The 17006-nt window shown below is 59.2% G+C and carries 15 protein-coding genes and 1 riboswitch; of the genes, 6 read left to right on the top strand and 9 right to left on the bottom strand.

The annotated features are described in order from the left end of the window. Positions 1–179: 179 nt before the first annotated feature. Both murI and btuB read right to left on the bottom strand, forming a co-directional pair. A complete protein-coding gene (murI, locus tag ACJ8OK_RS22115; RefSeq protein WP_033631312.1) occupies positions 180–1043 on the bottom strand; it encodes a glutamate racemase in 864 nt (287 codons plus the stop codon). Next, complete coding sequence (btuB, locus tag ACJ8OK_RS22110; RefSeq protein ID WP_060557937.1) at positions 988–2880, bottom strand: TonB-dependent vitamin B12 receptor BtuB; 1893 nt, start codon at positions 2878–2880, stop codon at positions 988–990. Before btuB ends, murI begins: the two co-directional genes overlap by 56 nt. A 69-nt stretch (positions 2881–2949) precedes the next feature. Continuing rightward, positions 2950–3162: riboswitch (cobalamin riboswitch) on the bottom strand. A 122-nt stretch (positions 3163–3284) separates the two neighbouring features. On the opposite strand from btuB, the gene trmA reads away from it, so the two are divergent. Continuing rightward, positions 3285–4388 (top strand): tRNA (uridine(54)-C5)-methyltransferase TrmA, encoded by a 1104-nt coding sequence (gene trmA / locus ACJ8OK_RS22105; RefSeq protein ID WP_033631315.1) that lies wholly within the window; start codon positions 3285–3287, stop codon positions 4386–4388. 34 nt (positions 4389–4422) lie between these two features. On the opposite strand, the gene ACJ8OK_RS22100 is transcribed toward trmA, so the two are convergent. Both ACJ8OK_RS22100 and fabR read right to left on the bottom strand, forming a co-directional pair. Further along, positions 4423–4794, bottom strand: coding sequence for a YijD family membrane protein (locus ACJ8OK_RS22100; protein ID WP_004931042.1), 372 nt, complete (start codon positions 4792–4794; stop codon positions 4423–4425). Between the two features lie 15 nt (positions 4795–4809). Beyond that, complete coding sequence (fabR, locus tag ACJ8OK_RS22095) at positions 4810–5442, bottom strand: HTH-type transcriptional repressor FabR (RefSeq protein WP_004931044.1); 633 nt, start codon at positions 5440–5442, stop codon at positions 4810–4812. A gap of 218 nt (positions 5443–5660) precedes the next feature. On the opposite strand from fabR, the gene sthA reads away from it, so the two are divergent. Continuing rightward, positions 5661–7058 carry a Si-specific NAD(P)(+) transhydrogenase gene (gene sthA, locus ACJ8OK_RS22090; protein WP_004931047.1) on the top strand — a complete coding sequence of 466 codons (1398 nt, stop codon included), beginning with the start codon at positions 5661–5663 and terminating at the stop codon, positions 7056–7058. Here the strand turns inward: sthA and oxyR are convergent. After that, on the bottom strand, positions 7041–7958 hold the full coding sequence (gene oxyR, locus ACJ8OK_RS22085) for a DNA-binding transcriptional regulator OxyR (protein ID WP_015379402.1): 918 nt from the start codon (positions 7956–7958) through the stop codon (positions 7041–7043). The two genes, sthA and oxyR, sit on opposite strands and share 18 nt — an antisense overlap. Positions 7959–8109: 151 nt before the next feature. On the opposite strand from oxyR, the gene ACJ8OK_RS22080 reads away from it, so the two are divergent. The 3 genes from ACJ8OK_RS22080 (at position 8110) to ACJ8OK_RS22070 (ending at position 10870) form a co-directional block, all read left to right on the top strand. After that, positions 8110–8841, top strand: coding sequence for a glutathione peroxidase (locus ACJ8OK_RS22080; protein WP_004931051.1), 732 nt, complete (start codon positions 8110–8112; stop codon positions 8839–8841). A gap of 72 nt (positions 8842–8913) precedes the next feature. Beyond that, positions 8914–10362, top strand: coding sequence for a dihydrolipoyl dehydrogenase (locus tag ACJ8OK_RS22075; RefSeq protein WP_442531045.1), 1449 nt, complete (start codon positions 8914–8916; stop codon positions 10360–10362). A 181-nt stretch (positions 10363–10543) separates the two neighbouring features. Continuing rightward, positions 10544–10870 (top strand): type II toxin-antitoxin system HicB family antitoxin, encoded by a 327-nt coding sequence (locus ACJ8OK_RS22070; RefSeq protein WP_019452249.1) that lies wholly within the window; start codon positions 10544–10546, stop codon positions 10868–10870. A gap of 36 nt (positions 10871–10906) precedes the next feature. Here ACJ8OK_RS22070 and argH read toward each other — a convergent pair whose 3' ends face one another. The 4 genes from argH to argC all read right to left on the bottom strand — a co-directional run bounded on the left by argH (position 10907) and on the right by argC (position 15393). Further along, a complete protein-coding gene (gene argH, locus ACJ8OK_RS22065) occupies positions 10907–12280 on the bottom strand; it encodes an argininosuccinate lyase (protein ID WP_033631318.1) in 1374 nt (457 codons plus the stop codon). Between the two features lie 68 nt (positions 12281–12348). After that, the gene (locus ACJ8OK_RS22060) at positions 12349–13569 is read right to left on the bottom strand and encodes an argininosuccinate synthase (protein WP_004931061.1); all 1221 of its coding nucleotides are present in this window, start codon (positions 13567–13569) and stop codon (positions 12349–12351) included. A gap of 25 nt (positions 13570–13594) precedes the next feature. Further along, positions 13595–14368: an acetylglutamate kinase gene (gene argB, locus ACJ8OK_RS22055; RefSeq protein ID WP_033631319.1), complete on the bottom strand. Its 774-nt coding sequence runs from the start codon at positions 14366–14368 to the stop codon at positions 13595–13597. A 20-nt stretch (positions 14369–14388) separates the two neighbouring features. Further along, a complete protein-coding gene (gene argC, locus ACJ8OK_RS22050; protein ID WP_004931065.1) occupies positions 14389–15393 on the bottom strand; it encodes an N-acetyl-gamma-glutamyl-phosphate reductase in 1005 nt (334 codons plus the stop codon). 216 nt (positions 15394–15609) lie between these two features. Between argC and argE the strand changes: the two genes are divergently transcribed. Next, positions 15610–16755: an acetylornithine deacetylase gene (argE, locus tag ACJ8OK_RS22045; RefSeq protein WP_442531044.1), complete on the top strand. Its 1146-nt coding sequence runs from the start codon at positions 15610–15612 to the stop codon at positions 16753–16755. Positions 16756–17006: the final 251 nt, after the last annotated feature.

Here is a 17006-nt window from a genome sequence, read left to right as displayed (position 1 = left end):
CGTATACTACGCTTTTCGCCCGGAGAGTCAAGCGTTTATTTCGCTTTCTTCTCGCTGACCCGGCGGCTTGTCAGTCGTTGTTCCCGGTCAGTGGAGGCGCATTATAGGGAGTTCTCGGCGAGCCGCAACCCCTATTTTCAATATTTTTTCCGACCGTTGAATGTTTGACCAAAACACCGTTAAAGCGGCAGTTTTTTCAACGATTTAAAGCCATAGCCCTGCAAAACGGGCAATAAAGCGTCAGTATCTTCATTTAACGCCATGCAATACGCCAGATTCTCTTCCTGGCTCGAGACCAGGCTTTCCTGCGTAGAGATGAGCCAGGCGGTGCGGCGGGCAATCGCCGCGCCGGAATCCACCAATCGGGTGCCTTCGGGCAACACCTGCATCAGCTCTTCAGCTAACAGAGGAAAATGGGTGCAGCCCAGCACGACCGTATCCGGCGGCTCGCGCATGCTCAGCCAAGGATGCAGGATCTTCTTCAGCACCGGCAGCGGCACGGCTTCGCCGTGCAGCTTGGCTTCCGCCAGCTCCACCAGTTCAGAAGAGCCCAGCAGCTCAATCTTGCAATCGGTGGCGAACCGGGAAATCAGCTCATGGGTGTAGCTGCGCTGTACGGTGCCGCGGGTCGCCAACAGGCCGACAATGCCGTTGACGGTAAGACGGGCCGCAGGTTTGATGGCGGGCACCACGCCCACGACCGGGAAACTGAAACGCTCGCGCAGGGCCGGCAAGGAGACCGTGCTGGCGGTGTTGCAGGCGATGACGACAATCGCCAGAGGATGACGCTGCTGCACCGCGCCGACAATCTCCAGCACGCGCTCAACGATAAACTCTTCGGACTTCTCGCCGTAGGGGAACGCCACGTTGTCGAACGCGTATATATAGTGGAGATCCGGCAGCAACTGCCGAATCTCCTGATACACCGACAGCCCGCCGACGCCGGAATCAAAAACCAGCACCGTCGGGCGAGGTGTGGCGGTGCTGTTAGAAGGTATAGCTTCCAGTGAGGTAGTATTCTCTTCCTGGAGTAGCGTAGCCATAGGCCGTCTCATAATCTTTATCAAACAGGTTGGCAATTCTACCACGAACTGTCAGATGAGATGTGACCGGATACGAAACTGCGAGATCCCACAGGCTCACGCCGCCAAGTTTAACCGTACGCGTAGTGTAGCCGCTGTAATCACCGTCGTAGCGCTCTCCCAGATACTGGTAGGTTACCGCCCAATCAAAGTCATACAGCTGCCAGTCCAGCTCATATTTCACCTGCTGTTTGGCGCGGCGCAACAGCACTTCGTTGGTCTTGGCGTTGCGCGGGTCGACATAATCGTAACCAATCTGATGCGTCAGCGGGCCGGTATCAAAAGACGCCGTCGCTTCAACACCTTTAATCCTTGCCTGATTAACATTGTAATAGGCTGAACCTGAACCGCTTGATGCATAGCTGATCAGATTATCTATATCATTGCGATAACCGGTAACGCGCCAGGTGACCGGGCCGGTCAGCCCCTCAAAGCCCCCTTCCCACTGTTTGCTTTCTTCCGGTTTCAAATCCGGGTTGCCGCCAAAGCTGCCGTACTGCTGCCCCAAATTTGGCGCTTTAAACGCAGTACCATAAGACGCGATGGCGCGATAGCCCTCAACAAATTCCCAAGCCACGCTGGTTTGCCAAGTGCCATGCCAACCAAACTGCGAGTTATCGTCACCGCGCACCGCACCTTCCAAAGTAAAGGCATCCACTTGTTGCTGCGCCGTCAGATAGAGCCCGGTATTACGTTGGCTCTTGCTATCAGTGATGTAAGCCGTACCCGGTTCGATTTTCTGATTCTGCCAATCGACACCCGTACTGATATGGCCTTGAGCAACCTGGAACGTATTGCCCCACTGCACATTGTATTGCGTGGAGTCATCCAGGGTTGCAGACGCAGAATAAGGGCCGTATTTGGGATCGTAGTTATAGTCTTTGGTATGGCTATAGCTCGCGATCAACTGCGTAGCATAGATGCCGTCCTGATAGCGCAGACCGCTATCCCAACTTTGGCTATAGAGTTGGCGAGTGTCAGGCAACGCATCTAAATGCGCCGGATCCGAATAACTGTAATTACCGTCATAGGCCGTGCGATTGTCATAACCATAACCACGAACAAAGCCGCTGAACGCCTCATTGAACTTGTGCTCAATGCCGCCATACAGAGATTTGCTCATAAAGCCGTCGCGGTCAGGCTGTGCAGGATTGCCGAAGCTGTCCGGCAAGTTCGCTATAACATTATACCCTTTGGCATAGGTGTAGTTCCCCGCCACCGTCGCCACGGTGCTGTCGCCCAGCGGCTGTTGCGTCGACGCATCGTAGGATTGATAGCCGTTGGAGCCGACGCCGGCAGCCAGCGTCGTGCCGTTCTTTTCGCGGGTGGTAATAATGTTGACTACGCCGCCGATGGCGTCGGAACCGTATACCGCCGAACGCGGGCCGCGAATGTATTCGACTTTCTGCACCAGCGAGATCGGGATTTGGCTGAGATCGGAAGAGCCGCTGACGCCCGCCTGATTAAGGCGAATACCGTCAATTAACACCAGCACATGGCTGGAATTGGTGCCGCGAATAAACAACGAACTTTGCTGCCCCAGGCCGCCATTCTGCGCAATGTCCACGCCTGGCAAACGGCGCATCACGTCGGTCAGGCTCTTGGCCTGCCAGCGATCGATATCGTTACGGGTGACGACGGAGGTCGGCGCCAACACGGAAGAAACCGGCTGCGGGAAACGGTTGGCGGTTACCACCAGATTATCGCCATTCGTGGCTGTAGTGTTGTCTTGCGCCCATCCAGAAAAAGCCGTGACGGAGGAGACCACCGCCAGCAGCGTATTTTTTGTAATTGTCATGAGAAAAGCATCCAAACTTAATTGGCGGATGCCGCAGGATCATGGCCGGTAGTTCGCGACGGCCACGGATATTGCGACGTAACACCGGCAGGTCTTCGGGCTTGGGATTTGCGGGCCGCGGGGCGCGACCGGCAACGGGCGATGACTTCCCATCCTGCAGTGGACAGTGTCTGCGTCAAAACGCTATCGCCGTGACTTCCCCTTACCGCTGCGCGTCAGCTCCGGATTCACACCGGATTCCCTTTTCACTCGCTGCTTGAGGCCGGACGGCAATGCTACGATCAATGCAAATAGATGTCTAGACTGCTACTAATGTTACAAATAATAAACGCGACAAAACTGGACTTCACGGGCTGATTCCCTACAATCCCCGCTGATCAAATTTGCCTGACGAGAAGACACACATGACGCCCGAGAATTTGCCTATTGAACGTTACGATGACCAACTGGCGGAGAAAGTCGCCCGCCTGAAGACGTTGATGTCACCGTTCGCGGCGCCCGAGCCGGAAGTGTTCCGCTCGCCAGTCGACCACTACCGCATGCGCGCCGAGTTCCGCATCTGGCACGACGCGGACGACATGTATCACATCATGTTCGATCAGCAGACCAAGCAGCGTATTCGCGTCGATCAATTCCCGGCCGCCAGCGAACTGATCAACCGCCTGATGAGCGCCCTGATCGCCGCGCTGAAACCGGAGCCGATCCTGCGTCACAAGCTGTTCCAGATCGACTATCTGTCGACGCAAAGCGGTAAAATCATCGCCTCGCTGCTGTACCACCGCAAGCTGGATGACGCTTGGCAGCAGCGCGCCGAGCAACTGCGCGACGAGCTGCGCGCGCAGGGTTTCGACCTGCAGTTGATCGGCCGGGCGTCGAAGACCAAAATCATGCTCGACCAGGATTATGTTGACGAAGTGCTGACGGTCGCCGGCCGCGACATGATCTACCGCCAGGTGGAAAACAGCTTTACTCAACCCAACGCGGCCATGAACGTGCAGATGCTGGAATGGGCGCTGGCGGTCACCGCCGGTTCCAAAGGCGATTTGCTGGAGCTGTACTGCGGCAACGGCAACTTCTCGCTGGCGTTGGCGCGCAATTTCGAGCGCGTGCTGGCGACCGAGATCGCCAAGCCGTCGGTGGCGGCGGCGCAGTACAACATCGCCGCCAACCATATCGACAACGTGCAGATCATCCGCATGGCGGCAGAAGACTTCACTCAGGCGATGAACGGAGTACGCGAATTCAACCGGTTGAAAGGCATCGATCTGAGCGGCTACAACTGCGAGACGATTTTCGTCGATCCGCCGCGCAGCGGGCTGGACGCGGAAACGGTGAAGATGGTGCAGGCTTACCCGCGCATTCTGTATATTTCATGCAATCCGGAAACGCTGTGCGCCAACCTGGAAACGCTGCAGGCCACGCACCGGGTCAGCCGCCTGGCGCTGTTCGACCAGTTCCCGTATACCCATCACATGGAATGCGGCGTGTTGCTGGAAAAACACCGCTGATACGACAGGGGCGCCATGATGGCGCCCCGTTTCATTACGGCTCTTGAGTCGGCGCATCCAGCGCCTTGCGCGCCTTCAGCTTGACCCCAATCCACAGCACCAGCGCCACACAGATCACCGACGGCAGGAAGTTGGAGCCGATCTGCGGGTATTCGGCGCGCACGATGGCGCTGTACATCAACAGCCCCAGCAGGAAGCAGGCCGCCGCCAGCTTCGGCATGCCGTCCGGCATGGCGCGGTTCAGGTAACGCTGATGCAGACAGTACACCGCCAGCACCAACGCAATCAGCGGGAAGATCGAAAACGGCACCACCGAGCTGAACAGCGCGGCAAAGGAACCGTTGATCGAAAGGCCGGCAATCAACGCCAGCAGTAAGGTGCCATTTTCACGGCCTGGTTTTTCCATCATTTTTTACCTTTTTTATACGTGGGACACAGAAGCTTTTTCTTGTTCGCGACGATACCAGTAATACGCCCCTTTGGAGATCATCCGCAGCTGCAGCACCAGCCGTTCTTCCAGCTGCTGCCGCTGCTCGACATCGATATCCAGCGCTTCCGCGCCGGCGCTGAACACGATGGTGACCATCGCTTCCGCCTGCGCTTCGGTAAAGCTGCGCGGCATGTGGTTTTCCAACTCGAGGTAGTCCGCCAGTTCGGCGATGAAATGCTGGATCTCGCGCGCCACCGCCGCACGAAATGCCGCCGACGTGCCGGAGCGCTCGCGCAGCAGCAGGCGGAAGGCGTTCGGGTTGTTGCCGATAAATTCCATAAAGGTGGACACCGAGGTGCGGATCACGCTGCCGCCCTTGGCGATGCGTTGGCGCGCCTGGCGCATCAACTGACGCAGCATCAGGCCGCTTTCATCCACCATGGTCAGCCCAAGCTCATCCACGTCGCGGAAATGGCGGTAAAACGACGTGGGCGCGATGCCCGCCTCGCGTGAAACTTCCCGCAGGCTCAGGCTGGCGAAGCTGCGTTCGGCGCTCAGCTGGCTGAATGCGGCTTCGATCAGGGAACGACGAGTCCGTTCTTTTTGTTGTGCTCTGACGCCCATATGCATATCCGGATAGGTTCCATTCTCTCAGTCTAACGCCCTAGACTCGGCAATATAGCAAATTTTATTGCAACAGCATTTATACTAACGCGCTCTATCACACTTCCGCCCTGAGCCGATTATGCTTTGACTCAAAAAGCCTAATGGTGATTGGGTGAGCAGCGCTATGATGTTAAGATACCGTTGTAATCTTGTATAAAAAAACAGGTCTCTCCTACATGCAACAGCACTATCAATTTGATGCCATAGTGATTGGCTCGGGCCCTGGTGGTGAAGGTGCCGCCATGGGGCTGGTGAAACAGGGCGCCCGTGTGGCCGTTATCGAACGGTACAACAACGTAGGCGGCGGATGTACCCATTGGGGCACCATCCCTTCCAAAGCCCTCCGCCACGCCGTCAGCCGCATTATCGAATTCAACCAGAACCCGCTTTACAACAATTCGCGCACGCTTAGCGCGACCTTCCCTGACATTTTACGCCACGCCGATAACGTCATCAGCCAGCAGACCCGCATGCGCCAAGGGTTCTATGAGCGGAACCAGTGCAAGCTGTTCGCCGGCGACGCGCGCTTCATCGACGCCAACACCGTCAGCGTCAGCTACATGGACGGCACCCAGGACACCATCCGCGCCGACCACATCGTGATCGCCTGCGGCTCGCGCCCTTACCATCCGGCCAGCGTCGATTTCAATCACCCGCGCATCTACGACAGCGATTCCATCCTCGAACTGAGCCATGAACCGCGCCACGTGATCATTTACGGCGCCGGGGTGATCGGCTGCGAGTATGCGTCTATCTTCCGCGGCCTGAACGTCAAGGTGGATCTGATCAACACCCGCGATCGGCTGCTGGCGTTCCTCGATCAAGAGATGTCGGATTCGCTCTCTTACCACTTCTGGAACAACGGCGTGGTGATCCGCCACAACGAAGAATTCGAGAAGATCGAAGGCACCGAAGACGGCGTGATCGTGCACCTGAAGTCCGGCAAGAAGGTGAAAGCGGACTGCCTGCTGTACGCCAACGGCCGTACCGGCAACACCGATTCGTTGGGGTTGGAGAACGTCGGTCTGGAGTCGGACAGCCGCGGGCTGCTGAAAGTGAACAGCATGTATCAGACCGCGCTGTCGCACATCTATGCGGTCGGTGACGTGATCGGCTATCCGAGCCTGGCTTCCGCCGCCTACGATCAGGGCCGCATCGCCGCGCAAGCGATCGCCTCCGGCGAAGCCAGCGGTCACTTAATCGAAGATATCCCGACCGGCATCTACACCATTCCGGAAATCAGCTCCGTCGGCAAAACCGAGCAGGAACTGACCGCGATGAAGGTGCCGTATGAAGTGGGCCGCGCCCAGTTCAAGCATCTGGCGCGCGCGCAGATAGCCGGGATGAACGTCGGCAGCCTGAAGATCCTGTTCCATCGCGACACCCTGCAGATCCTCGGGATCCACTGCTTCGGCGAGCGTGCGGCGGAGATCATCCACATCGGTCAGGCGATCATGGAACAGAAAGGTGAAGGCAATACCATCGAGTATTTCGTTAATACGACCTTCAACTATCCGACCATGGCCGAAGCCTACCGGGTGGCGGCGCTTAACGGCTTAAACCGCCTGTTTTAACGCGCTGTCGATGTAGCCCTGCATGTGCTCGCGGATCGCTTCGGCCAACTGCTCATAACGGCTGCGCAGTGGGGAACCGGGGCGATACACCAACGCGATGGTGCGCTTCGGCTCCGGCTTGTAGCAATCCAGATAGCACACGCCGTCGCGTTCGCGCTGCGGCGGCACCGCCAGTGACGGCAGCAGGGTAATGCCGCTGCCGGCAGCGACCATATTGCGCAACGTTTCCAGACTGGTGGCGCGGAAGTGAGTATCTTCGTCCGCGCCCGCCTGGAAGCAGAAGCCCATCGCCTGATCGCGCAGGCAGTGGCCATCTTCCAACATCAGCAGCTTCTCTCCCGCTAAATCCGGCATCGCCACGCGCTCGCGCTGCGCCCACGGGTGATCGGAGTACACCGCCAGCTTCATCGGTTCATCGAACAGAGGCACTTCGATAAACGCCTCGGTTTCCTTCACCAACGCCAGAATGGCGCAGTCCAGTTTGCCGCTGTCGAGTTGCGCCAGCAGTTGGTGGGTTTGCGCTTCGTGCAGGTACATTTCCAGTTTCGGGAAGGTTTTGTGCAGTGTCGGTATGATCTGCGGCAGCAGATAAGGCCCCACGGTCGGGATCAGGCCGATGTGCAGCGGCCCGGACATGGCTTCGCCCTGCTGGCTGGCCATCTCCTTCAACACTTTCACTTCGCGCAGCACGGTACGCGCCTGCTCCACCAGCAACAGACCGGCCTGGGTGAACAGCACCTTGCGGCTGGTGCGCTCGAGCAGCATGACGCCCAACTCGTCTTCCAGCTTGCGGATCTGCCCGCTCAGCGTGGGCTGGCTCACATGGCATGAATCGGCCGCGCGGCGGAAGTGCCGGTGCTCGGCCAAGGCGACCAGATACTCTAAATCACGAATATTCATTGTTTCCCTCCATTCCATGATAGCTCATGGCGATAGATAAGATAGCAATGAGCGATTAGATCTATCAAGCCCCAGCGACAATAATGTGTCCCAACGAAGCGATATCGCGCTAAATGCTAAAAATTACTTTTCCTAATTAAGGGGTTAATCAATGTTTACCAGTCAAGAAGGCAAGAAAGTTCCTCAGGTTACTTTCCACACCCGTCAGGGCGACCAATGGATTGATGTGACCACTGATGACCTGTTCAAAAACAAAACCGTTATCGTGTTCTCGCTGCCGGGCGCGTTTACGCCGACCTGCTCTTCAAGCCATCTGCCGCGTTACAACGAGCTGTCCAGCGTATTCAAGCAGCACGGCGTCGACAGCATTCTTTGCGTCTCAGTGAACGACACCTTCGTCATGAACGCCTGGAAAGCCGATCAGCATGCGGAAAACATCACTTTCGTGCCGGACGGCAACGGTGAATTCACCAAAGGTATGAACATGCTGGTTGAGAAAGCGGATCTGGGCTTTGGCCCTCGCTCATGGCGCTACTCGATGCTGGTGCGCGACGGCGTGGTCGAGAAAATGTTTGTCGAACCAAACAAGCCGGGCGACCCGTTTGAAGTGTCCGACGCCGACACCATGCTGAAATACCTGGCGCCGGAATTCAAAGTGCAGGAATCGGTCTCCCTGTTCACCAAACCGGGCTGCCCATTCTGCGCCAAAGCCAAGCAGATGCTGCAAGAGCGCGGCATTCAGTATGAAGAGATCGTGCTGGGCAAAGACGCCACCACCGTCAGCCTGCGCGCCGTCAGCGGCCGCGCCACGGTGCCGCAGGTATTCATCGGCGGCCGTCACATCGGCGGCAGCGACGATCTGGAAACCTTCCTGTCAGCTTAATAAGTAATAACAAAGCCAACGTGAACTTTGGCGGGCTACGGCCCGCCTTTTTTTTACCTTTCAGGAGCGGATATGAAACTGTTGAACGTTGATGTCGCGGTCATCGGCGGCGGCACCGCAGGGCTCGGCGCCTACCGAGAGGCCAAGCTGTCTACCCCCAGCGTGGTGATGATCGAAGGCGGGCCTTATGGCACCACCTGTGCGCGCGTTGGCTGCATGCCATCCAAATTATTGATCGCCGCCGCCGAAGCGGTGCATCAAATCGAACGTGCGCCGGGCTTTGGCGTGCACCCAACCGGCAAAACGCGCATTGACGGGCGCGAGGTGATGGCTCGCGTCAAACGCGAACGCGATCGTTTCGTCGGCTTCGTGCTGGAAGGCGTGGACGAGATCCCGGCCGGCGACAAAATTCAGGGCTATGCCCGCTTTATCGACGACAACACGCTGCAGGTCGATGAGCATACGCGCATTGTGGCGCAGCGCATCGTAATCGCCACCGGCTCCCGCCCCAGCTGGCCGGCGCCGTGGAACGAACTGGGCGATCGCCTGATCGTCAACGACGATCTCTTCAACTGGGATGATTTGCCGCAGTCCGTAGCGGTGTTCGGCCCCGGCGTCATCGGGCTGGAACTGGGGCAAGCGCTGCACCGCCTCGGGGTCGACACCCGGGTCTTCGGCATCGGCGGCGCCGTCGGGCCGCTCACCGACAGCGCCGTGCGCGATTACGCCGCGAAAACGTTGGGGGAAGAGTTCTATCTCGACGCCGACGTGAAAGTGGAGATGATGCAGCGCGAAGGCGACAAGGTGTTTATCCGCTATCGGGATCTGCAGTGCCAACCGCAGGAGATCCTGGTGGACTACGTGTTGGCCGCCACTGGCCGCCGCCCCAACGTCGATCGGTTAGGCCTCGAAAACACCGGTTTGCAGCTCGACGCTCGAGGCGTGCCGCTGGCCGACCGCCTGACGATGCAAACCAGCGTGCCGCATATCTTCATCGCAGGCGACGCCAGCAACCAGCTGCCGCTGCTGCATGAGGCCAGCGATCAGGCGCGCATCGCCGGCGCCAACGCCGGCAGCTTCCCGGAGATCAATCCGGGTCTGCGCCGCAGCGCGATTTCGGTGGTGTTCTCCGATCCGCAGATCGCCATGGTCGGCTCGACCTTCCGCGAGCTGAGCGAGAAGTTCAGCGCCTGCGGCTGTTTTGAAGTGGGCAAGGTCTCGTTTGAGAATCAGGGCCGCTCTCGGGTGATGCTGCGCAACAAGGGCGTTCTGCACGTTTACGGCGAACAGGGCACCGGCCGTTTCCTCGGCGCGGAAATGATCGGCCCGGACGCCGAACACATTGCGCACCTGTTGGCCTGGGCGCACCAGCAGCAGATGACCGTCGATCAGATGCTGGACATGCCGTTCTATCATCCAGTGATCGAAGAAGGCTTGCGCACCGCGCTGCGCGACCTGCAGGCGAAGCTCAAACTCGGCGCGGCCGAAATCGAGCGCTGCCAGCGCTGCCCGGGCGAATAACCCCTCATTCTCCATTCATACCCACCGGGCCTTCAGGCCCGGTTTTTTTGCGCAGCGCTTTCCAGATTTTCCTCCCTCCTCTTGCCTCACGGCCCTCCTGCACGCATTTTTATGCTTTGGCACTGAAGTGATATCAATAATGACACTAAAATGGAGGACAGAGCCAGAATGGAGGAAGAGCATGGAAAAGCATGAACACTATACCTATCGCATCACCTGGTCAGCGGAAGATCGTGAATATGTCGGGCTGTGCGCCGAATTCCCCTCGCTGTCCTGGCTGGCCGCCACGCGTACCGGCGCACTGGAGGGCATCGAAAAAGTGGTGAGCGAAACGATCGCCGATATGCTGGCGCAAGGCGAAACGCCGCCGCAGGCGCTGGCGGAAAAGAACTTCAGCGGAAAACTGGTGTTGCGCATGACGCCGGAACAGCATCGCCGGCTGGCGATCGGCGCGATGGAAGAAGGCGTGAGCCTGAACCGTTATCTGTGCGCCCGCCTGGCGGGGTAGAGGTTCAAGGGCGGCGCCAGGCCGCCCTTGTCGTCGTCAAGCCAAACGCTGTTTCGCTGCGGCGATTGCCGCGGCCACCTGTTGCGGCGCGACGCCGCCTTTGGCCGCACGTTTGTCCAGGCAGGATTGCAACGCCAGGATCGGGTAGACATCGTCAGCGATCGTCGCGCTGAACTGCTGCAAATCCGCCAGCGGCAGCGCTTCCAGCGGTTTGCCCTGGCGAATCGCTTCTACCACTGCCTCACCGACGATATGGTGCGCTTCGCGGAACGGCACGCCCTTGGCGACCAGGTAATCCGCCAGCTCGGTGGCGTTGGCATAGCCCTGCTCCGCCGCTTCCTGGCAGCGCGGGCGCTTCACCTGAATGCCGTCCAGCACCAGCGCCGCCATCTGCAGGCAGTCCATCCAGGTGTCGAGCGCGTCGAACAACCCTTCTTTGTCTTCCTGCATGTCTTTGTTGTACGCCAGCGGCAGGCCTTTCAGCGTCATCATCATGCCGGTCAGCGCGCCCTGTACGCGGCCGCACTTGCCGCGGATCAGCTCCAGCGCGTCCGGGTTTTTCTTCTGCGGCATCAACGAAGAGCCGGAGGTCACGCGGTCGGACAGCTCGACAAACGCCGCCTCGCCGCTGTTGAAGAAGATCAGATCTTCGGCGAAGCGCGACAGATGCACCATGCTGATGGCGGCGTTGGACAGCAGTTCCAACACGTGATCGCGATCGGATACGCTGTCCAGGCTGTTGCGGGTCGCCGAGGCGAAGCCCAGCCAGCCGGCCAGCTGCTCGCGATCGATAGGATAAGCAGTGCCGGCCAGCGCGCCGCTGCCCAGCGGGCTGACGTCCAGCCGTTTCAGGGTATCCTGCAGGCGGCTTTCATCGCGCGCCAGCATCTCGACATAGGCCAGGCACCAGTGCGCGAAAGTCACCGGCTGCGCGCGTTGCAGGTGGGTATACCCCGGCATCACCGCATCCTGGTTGGCTTCGGCGGTCTCCACCAGCGCCTGCTGCAGCTGGACGATCGCCTGATGCAGATCGCCGATCTGCTGTTTGCACCACAGCTTCAGATCGGTCGCGACCTGATCGTTGCGGCTGCGGCCGGTGTGCAGCTTCTTGCCCAAATCGCCGACCTTCTCGATCAGCTTCTGCTCCACCCAGCTGTGGATGTCTTCGGCATCGCTTTGGACGATCGCCAAAGGCTCGGCCTGGACTTCCTTCAGTAGCGCATTCAGCGCCAGCTCCAGCTGCTGTTGCTCCGTTGCCGTCAACACGTTAACGGTCACCAGCGCCTTCGACCAGGCCACCGAGCCCACGATATCCTGCTCCGCCAGGCGATAATCGAACCGCAGCGAATCGTTGAGTTGCTTGAACCGCTGATCCGCCGCCTGAGTGAACCTTCCGCCCCAAAGTGCCATACCTTACTCCTGAATTTTTATGCGAAAGGGCGCAGCATGCTGCGCCCTTGCAGAGTCACGCCAATCGGTTATTTATTCTTTTTCTCATTCAACGCGCGGATGCGTGAAGACAGAGAGAACAGGCGGATAAAGCCGCCCGCGTGGCTGTGATCGTAAACTTCGTCTTCGCCGAAGGTGGCGAACTCTTCGGAGTACAGGCTGTTGGCGGATTTTTTCTGGGTCGCCGTCACCTGGCCTTTGTACAGCTGCAGCACCACTTCACCGTTCACCTCTTCAGCCAATGCTTCGGCAGAGGCCTGCAGCGAGCGGCGCAGCGGCGCGAACCAGCGGCCGTCATACACCACATAGGACATCTCCAGGCCCAGCTGCTCGCGCCATTTGAAGCTGTCGCGATCCAGCACCAGCTGCTCGATGGCGCGCAGCGCCGCCACCATGATGGTGCCCCCCGGGGTCTCATAGCAGCCGCGGGATTTGATGCCCACCAGACGGTTTTCCACGATGTCGATCCGGCCGACGCCGTGCTTGGCGCCCAGCGCGTTCAAGGTTTCCAGGCACTGGTAAGGCGACAACGCTTTCCCGTTAACCGCCACAACGCGGCCTTTCTCAACGGTGACGGTCACCTGCTCAGGCTGATCCGGCGCTTCCTGCGGATCGACGGTCCATACCCAGCAATCCTTGTTCGGCGCATTCCACGGGCTTTCCAGCACGCCGCCTTCGGTGGAGATGTGCCAGGCGTTCTCATCGCGGCTGTAGATTTTCTCCAGCGATGCGGTGGTCGGGATATTGCGCTCTTTCAGGTAATCCAGCAGCGCTTCACGGGAACGCAGGTTCCACTCACGCCACGGCGCCACCACTTTCAGCTGCGGCGCCAGCGCGGTGTAGGTGGTTTCGAAACGCACCTGATCGTTGCCTTTGCCGGTTGCGCCGTGGCACAGCGCGTCCGCGCCCACTTTCAACGCCAGCTCGACCTGCGCCTTGGCAATGATCGGCCGCGCCATCGAGGTGCCCAGCAGGTAGCTGCCTTCGTACAGGGCGCCGGTCTGCAGCACCGGATAAACGTAATCGCGGATAAATTCTTCACGCAGATCGACCACATGACATTCAGAGGCACCGGACTGCAGGGCTTTTTGCTCCACGCCTTCCAGATCGCTGCGCTCCTGGCCGATGTCCGCCACGAACGCCACCACTTCACAGCCGCCGTAGTTCTCTTTCAGCCATGGAATGATGGCCGAGGTATCCAGGCCGCCGGAGTACGCCAGAACGATTTTTTTGATGCCTTGGTTTTGCATGATCTATTCCTTTCTAATTCTAAAATTAAGCGAGGATCCGGGTGCCAATCGACACGCCGTTAAACAAAGCAGGAAGCTGATCGGCATGGCGCCAGCTGGCGATATCCACCGGGCGGCCGAGGGTGCGGGCGGCGTCGAGCGCCGCATTCACCTTCACCACCATACCATCGGTGATGATGCCTTGCGCGATCAGTTGTTCCGCTTTTTGCGCCGTCATTTCCGCAATGCGTTGGCCCTTGCCGTCGAGGATGCCGCTGACGTCCGACAGCAGGATCAGATCCGCCCCCAGCGTCGCGGCCAGCGCCGTCGCCGCCTGATCGGCGTTCACGTTCATTAACTGCCCTTCGGCGGTGATGCCGATGGAGCTGATAACCGGCAGGTAGCCGGCGCCCAGCAGGGTATTGAGCAGCGCGGGCGAGCCGGGCTGCGCGTTGCCAACGTGGCCCAATGCCGGATCGAGCGGGGTCACGACCGAGCTGCCGCCGTCCGCCAGGCTCAGGCCGACAGCGTTGATTTGGTGTTTAATCGCCCACGCCAGCAGCGTTTTGTTGGCGGTGCCAGCCAGCGCGCCGGTGATGATGTCGATCTGATCGGCCGGCGTGACCCGCAGGCCGTTCTTTTTCACCACCGGCAAAGCGAGCTGCTTCATCAGTTCGTCCACCACGCAGCCGCCGCCGTGCACGATCACCAGCGGGCGCTGGTGCTGCTGCCGATAGCTGTCCAACGCGGTAAACAGACGCTCCAGCGCTTCTTCACTGTCTAATAACACGCCACCTAACTTGATAATTAACGGGTTCATTGCTGTTTACTCACGCTGGTTTAAAGGAGTGATTGGGTTTCCGGGAAGCCGAAACGGATATTCAGGCATTGCACCGCCTGCGCCGCCGCGCCTTTCAGCAGGTTATCTTCCGCCGCCACGGCGATCAGATGCTCGCCCTGCACCGCAAAACCGATGTCGCAGAACGGCAGCCCCACCACCGCTTTCAGCGCCGGCACGCCCTGGTCGTACAGCCGCACCAGCGGCTTGTCGTCATAGGCGGCATGATAGGCGGCGGCCACGTCCTGCGCGGTCACGCCAGCTTTCAGGCGGCAGGTGATGGTTTCAAGAATGCCGCGCGGGAAATTACCCAGGTGCGGCGTAAAGATAACCGGCACGCCCAGGTGCGCGGCGATCTCCGGCTGGTGCCGGTGAGTGAAAATACCGTACGGCTGCAAGCTCACTTCGCAGAAACTGGTGGTCATGCTGGCCTTGCGCCCGGCGCCGCTGACGCCGCTGGTGGCGTTGATCACCGGCCACTGGTCGAGGTTCAGCAGTTGCTTTTCGATCAACGGTTTCAGCGCCAGCTGCGCCGCCGTCGGGTAGCAGCCCGGCACCGCGATCAGCTGCGCCTGTTTGATCTTGTCGCTCTGCCACTCCGCCAGGCCGTACACCGCCTGCTCCAGCAGGGCGCCATGCTGATGCTCGAAACCGTAGTACTGGGTATAAAAACCGGCGTCCTGCACGCGGAAGGCGCCGGACAGATCGAACACCACGCAGCCTGCCGCCAGGAAGGCCGGTGCGATATCGTGGCTGACTTCATGAGCGGTGGCGAGGAACACCACGTCGATGCCCTGCGCCGCCTTGGCGACGTCGGTCAACGGCTGCAGCGGCAGATCGACGATGCCTTTCAACTGGGGATGGAGATCGGAAAGCAACTTTCCTGCATCTGCACTTTGCGCTGAAACCGCTAAAGCGGTTATGTTCATGTGTGGGTGGCGATTCAGGTAAGCCGTGAGCTCCGCTCCGGCGTAACCGCTGGCACCAACGATCAGCGTATTCAACATGTGGCCTTTCACCTTCTAAACTGACGTGCGGTCGCTTGTGACCCAGGTAACAGGGCTAGCCAGCGTTGTTGCGCCGTTCACCCACGGAGCCAGGCGTTGATGCTTTTATAAACATCCGGGCATCGGGTTCCCTTACGCTTCGGCTTAATGTATTTTTATTCAAAATAAATGCATGAATATTGATACTATCCTAACCAAAGGCTGTCAACAGTGAAGATGAAATTACCTCCATTTATTGAGCTGTACCGGGCGTTGATCGCCACTCCGTCAATCAGCGCCACCGATGCCGGCCTCGATCAGAGCAATGAGGCGTTAATCAACTTGCTGGCCGGATGGTTTGCCGACTTGGACTTCCGCGTCGACGTGCAGCCGGTGCCGGAGTCGCGCCACAAATTCAACCTGCTGGCCAGCATTGGTGAAGGCAGCGGCGGCCTGCTGCTGGCCGGCCATACCGATACGGTGCCTTACGACGAAGGCCGCTGGACGCGCGATCCCTTCACCCTGACCGAGCACGACAACAAGCTCTACGGGCTGGGCACCGCCGACATGAAAGGCTTCTTCGCCTTTATTCTGGACGCGGTGCGCGACATCGACGCGAGCAAGCTGACCAAGCCGCTGTACATTCTGGCGACCGCAGATGAAGAAACGACGATGGCCGGCGCGCGTTATTTCGCCGCCTCCACCGCCATTCGGCCGGATTTCGCCATCATCGGCGAGCCGACCTCGCTGCAGCCGGTGCGCGCGCACAAGGGCCACATGGCCAACGCCATTCGCATCGTCGGCCAGTCCGGCCACTCCAGCGATCCGGCGCGCGGCGTCAACGCCATCGATCTGATGCACGAGTCCATCGGCCGCCTGATGGAGCTGCGCAAGACCCTGCAGGAGCGCTACAACAACCCGGCGTTCGCCGTGCCTTATCCCACCATGAACTTCGGCCATATCAGCGGCGGTGACGCGGCCAACCGCATCTGCGCCTGTTGCGAGCTGCACCTGGATATCCGCCCGCTGCCCGGCATGACGCTCGACAACATCAACGAACTGATGCATCAGGCGCTGGAGCCGGTGAGCCAACGCTGGCCGGGCCGCCTGACCATCGAAGAGCTGCACGCGTCGGTGCCGGGCTACGAGTGCCCGACCGACCACCGCATGGTGGCGGTGATCGAGGAGCTGCTGGGCACCCGCACGCAGGTGGTCAACTACTGTACCGAGGCGCCGTTCGTGCAACAGGTATGCCCGACCCTGGTGCTCGGCCCCGGTTCCATCGATCAGGCCCACCAGCCGGACGAGTACATCGATACCGCGTTTATCGAACCGACGCGCAAACTGTTGGGCCAGCTGGTCAGTCACTTTTGCCGGCAATAAACACGACATTTAACAGGGGAAATGCCTTATGCTTTCCCCTACCTCAAAATAAGTAGAAAACAGCGAAATAAGCCGTGCTGATAACCGACGAGGCGTAATTAAATTTCAGAAAATGCGCCGATTTTGATGTTTTTTTGCTAAAAATAGTGTCAATTGACGATTGGACAGGAACGCGATGTGATCAGGCTGGCGGTCTGCGCCTGACGCGTGAAATTTATTTACAAGATAAAAATCATACAGAACTGGGTCAG

Origin of the sequence: Serratia sp. CY71090 (genome assembly GCF_052166845.1) — a bacterium.
Classification (GTDB): Bacteria; Pseudomonadota; Gammaproteobacteria; order Enterobacterales; family Enterobacteriaceae; genus Serratia; species Serratia nematodiphila.
Note: the sequence above shows the minus strand (reverse complement) of the source record. Positions and strands in the feature narration are given on the sequence as shown.

What these genes read in the sequence shown, in the direction of transcription:
- oxyR (WP_015379402.1), bottom strand. Translation starts at nt 7,958, where the DNA reads ATGAATATTCGTGATTTAGAGTATCTGGTCGCCTTGGCCGAGCACCGG.
- ACJ8OK_RS22060 (WP_004931061.1), bottom strand. Translation starts at nt 13,569, where the DNA reads ATGCAAAACCAAGGCATCAAAAAAATCGTTCTGGCGTACTCCGGCGGC.
- btuB (WP_060557937.1), bottom strand. Translation starts at nt 2,880, where the DNA reads ATGACAATTACAAAAAATACGCTGCTGGCGGTGGTCTCCTCCGTCACG.
- trmA (WP_033631315.1), top strand. Translation starts at nt 3,285, where the DNA reads ATGACGCCCGAGAATTTGCCTATTGAACGTTACGATGACCAACTGGCG.
- argH (WP_033631318.1), bottom strand. Translation starts at nt 12,280, where the DNA reads ATGGCACTTTGGGGCGGAAGGTTCACTCAGGCGGCGGATCAGCGGTTC.
- sthA (WP_004931047.1), top strand. Translation starts at nt 5,661, where the DNA reads ATGCAACAGCACTATCAATTTGATGCCATAGTGATTGGCTCGGGCCCT.
- fabR (WP_004931044.1), bottom strand. Translation starts at nt 5,442, where the DNA reads ATGGGCGTCAGAGCACAACAAAAAGAACGGACTCGTCGTTCCCTGATC.
- ACJ8OK_RS22075 (WP_442531045.1), top strand. Translation starts at nt 8,914, where the DNA reads ATGAAACTGTTGAACGTTGATGTCGCGGTCATCGGCGGCGGCACCGCA.
- argE (WP_442531044.1), top strand. Translation starts at nt 15,610, where the DNA reads ATGAAATTACCTCCATTTATTGAGCTGTACCGGGCGTTGATCGCCACT.
- ACJ8OK_RS22070 (WP_019452249.1), top strand. Translation starts at nt 10,544, where the DNA reads ATGGAAAAGCATGAACACTATACCTATCGCATCACCTGGTCAGCGGAA.
- ACJ8OK_RS22100 (WP_004931042.1), bottom strand. Translation starts at nt 4,794, where the DNA reads ATGGAAAAACCAGGCCGTGAAAATGGCACCTTACTGCTGGCGTTGATT.
- argC (WP_004931065.1), bottom strand. Translation starts at nt 15,393, where the DNA reads ATGTTGAATACGCTGATCGTTGGTGCCAGCGGTTACGCCGGAGCGGAG.
- murI (WP_033631312.1), bottom strand. Translation starts at nt 1,043, where the DNA reads ATGGCTACGCTACTCCAGGAAGAGAATACTACCTCACTGGAAGCTATA.
- argB (WP_033631319.1), bottom strand. Translation starts at nt 14,368, where the DNA reads ATGAACCCGTTAATTATCAAGTTAGGTGGCGTGTTATTAGACAGTGAA.
- ACJ8OK_RS22080 (WP_004931051.1), top strand. Translation starts at nt 8,110, where the DNA reads ATGTTTACCAGTCAAGAAGGCAAGAAAGTTCCTCAGGTTACTTTCCAC.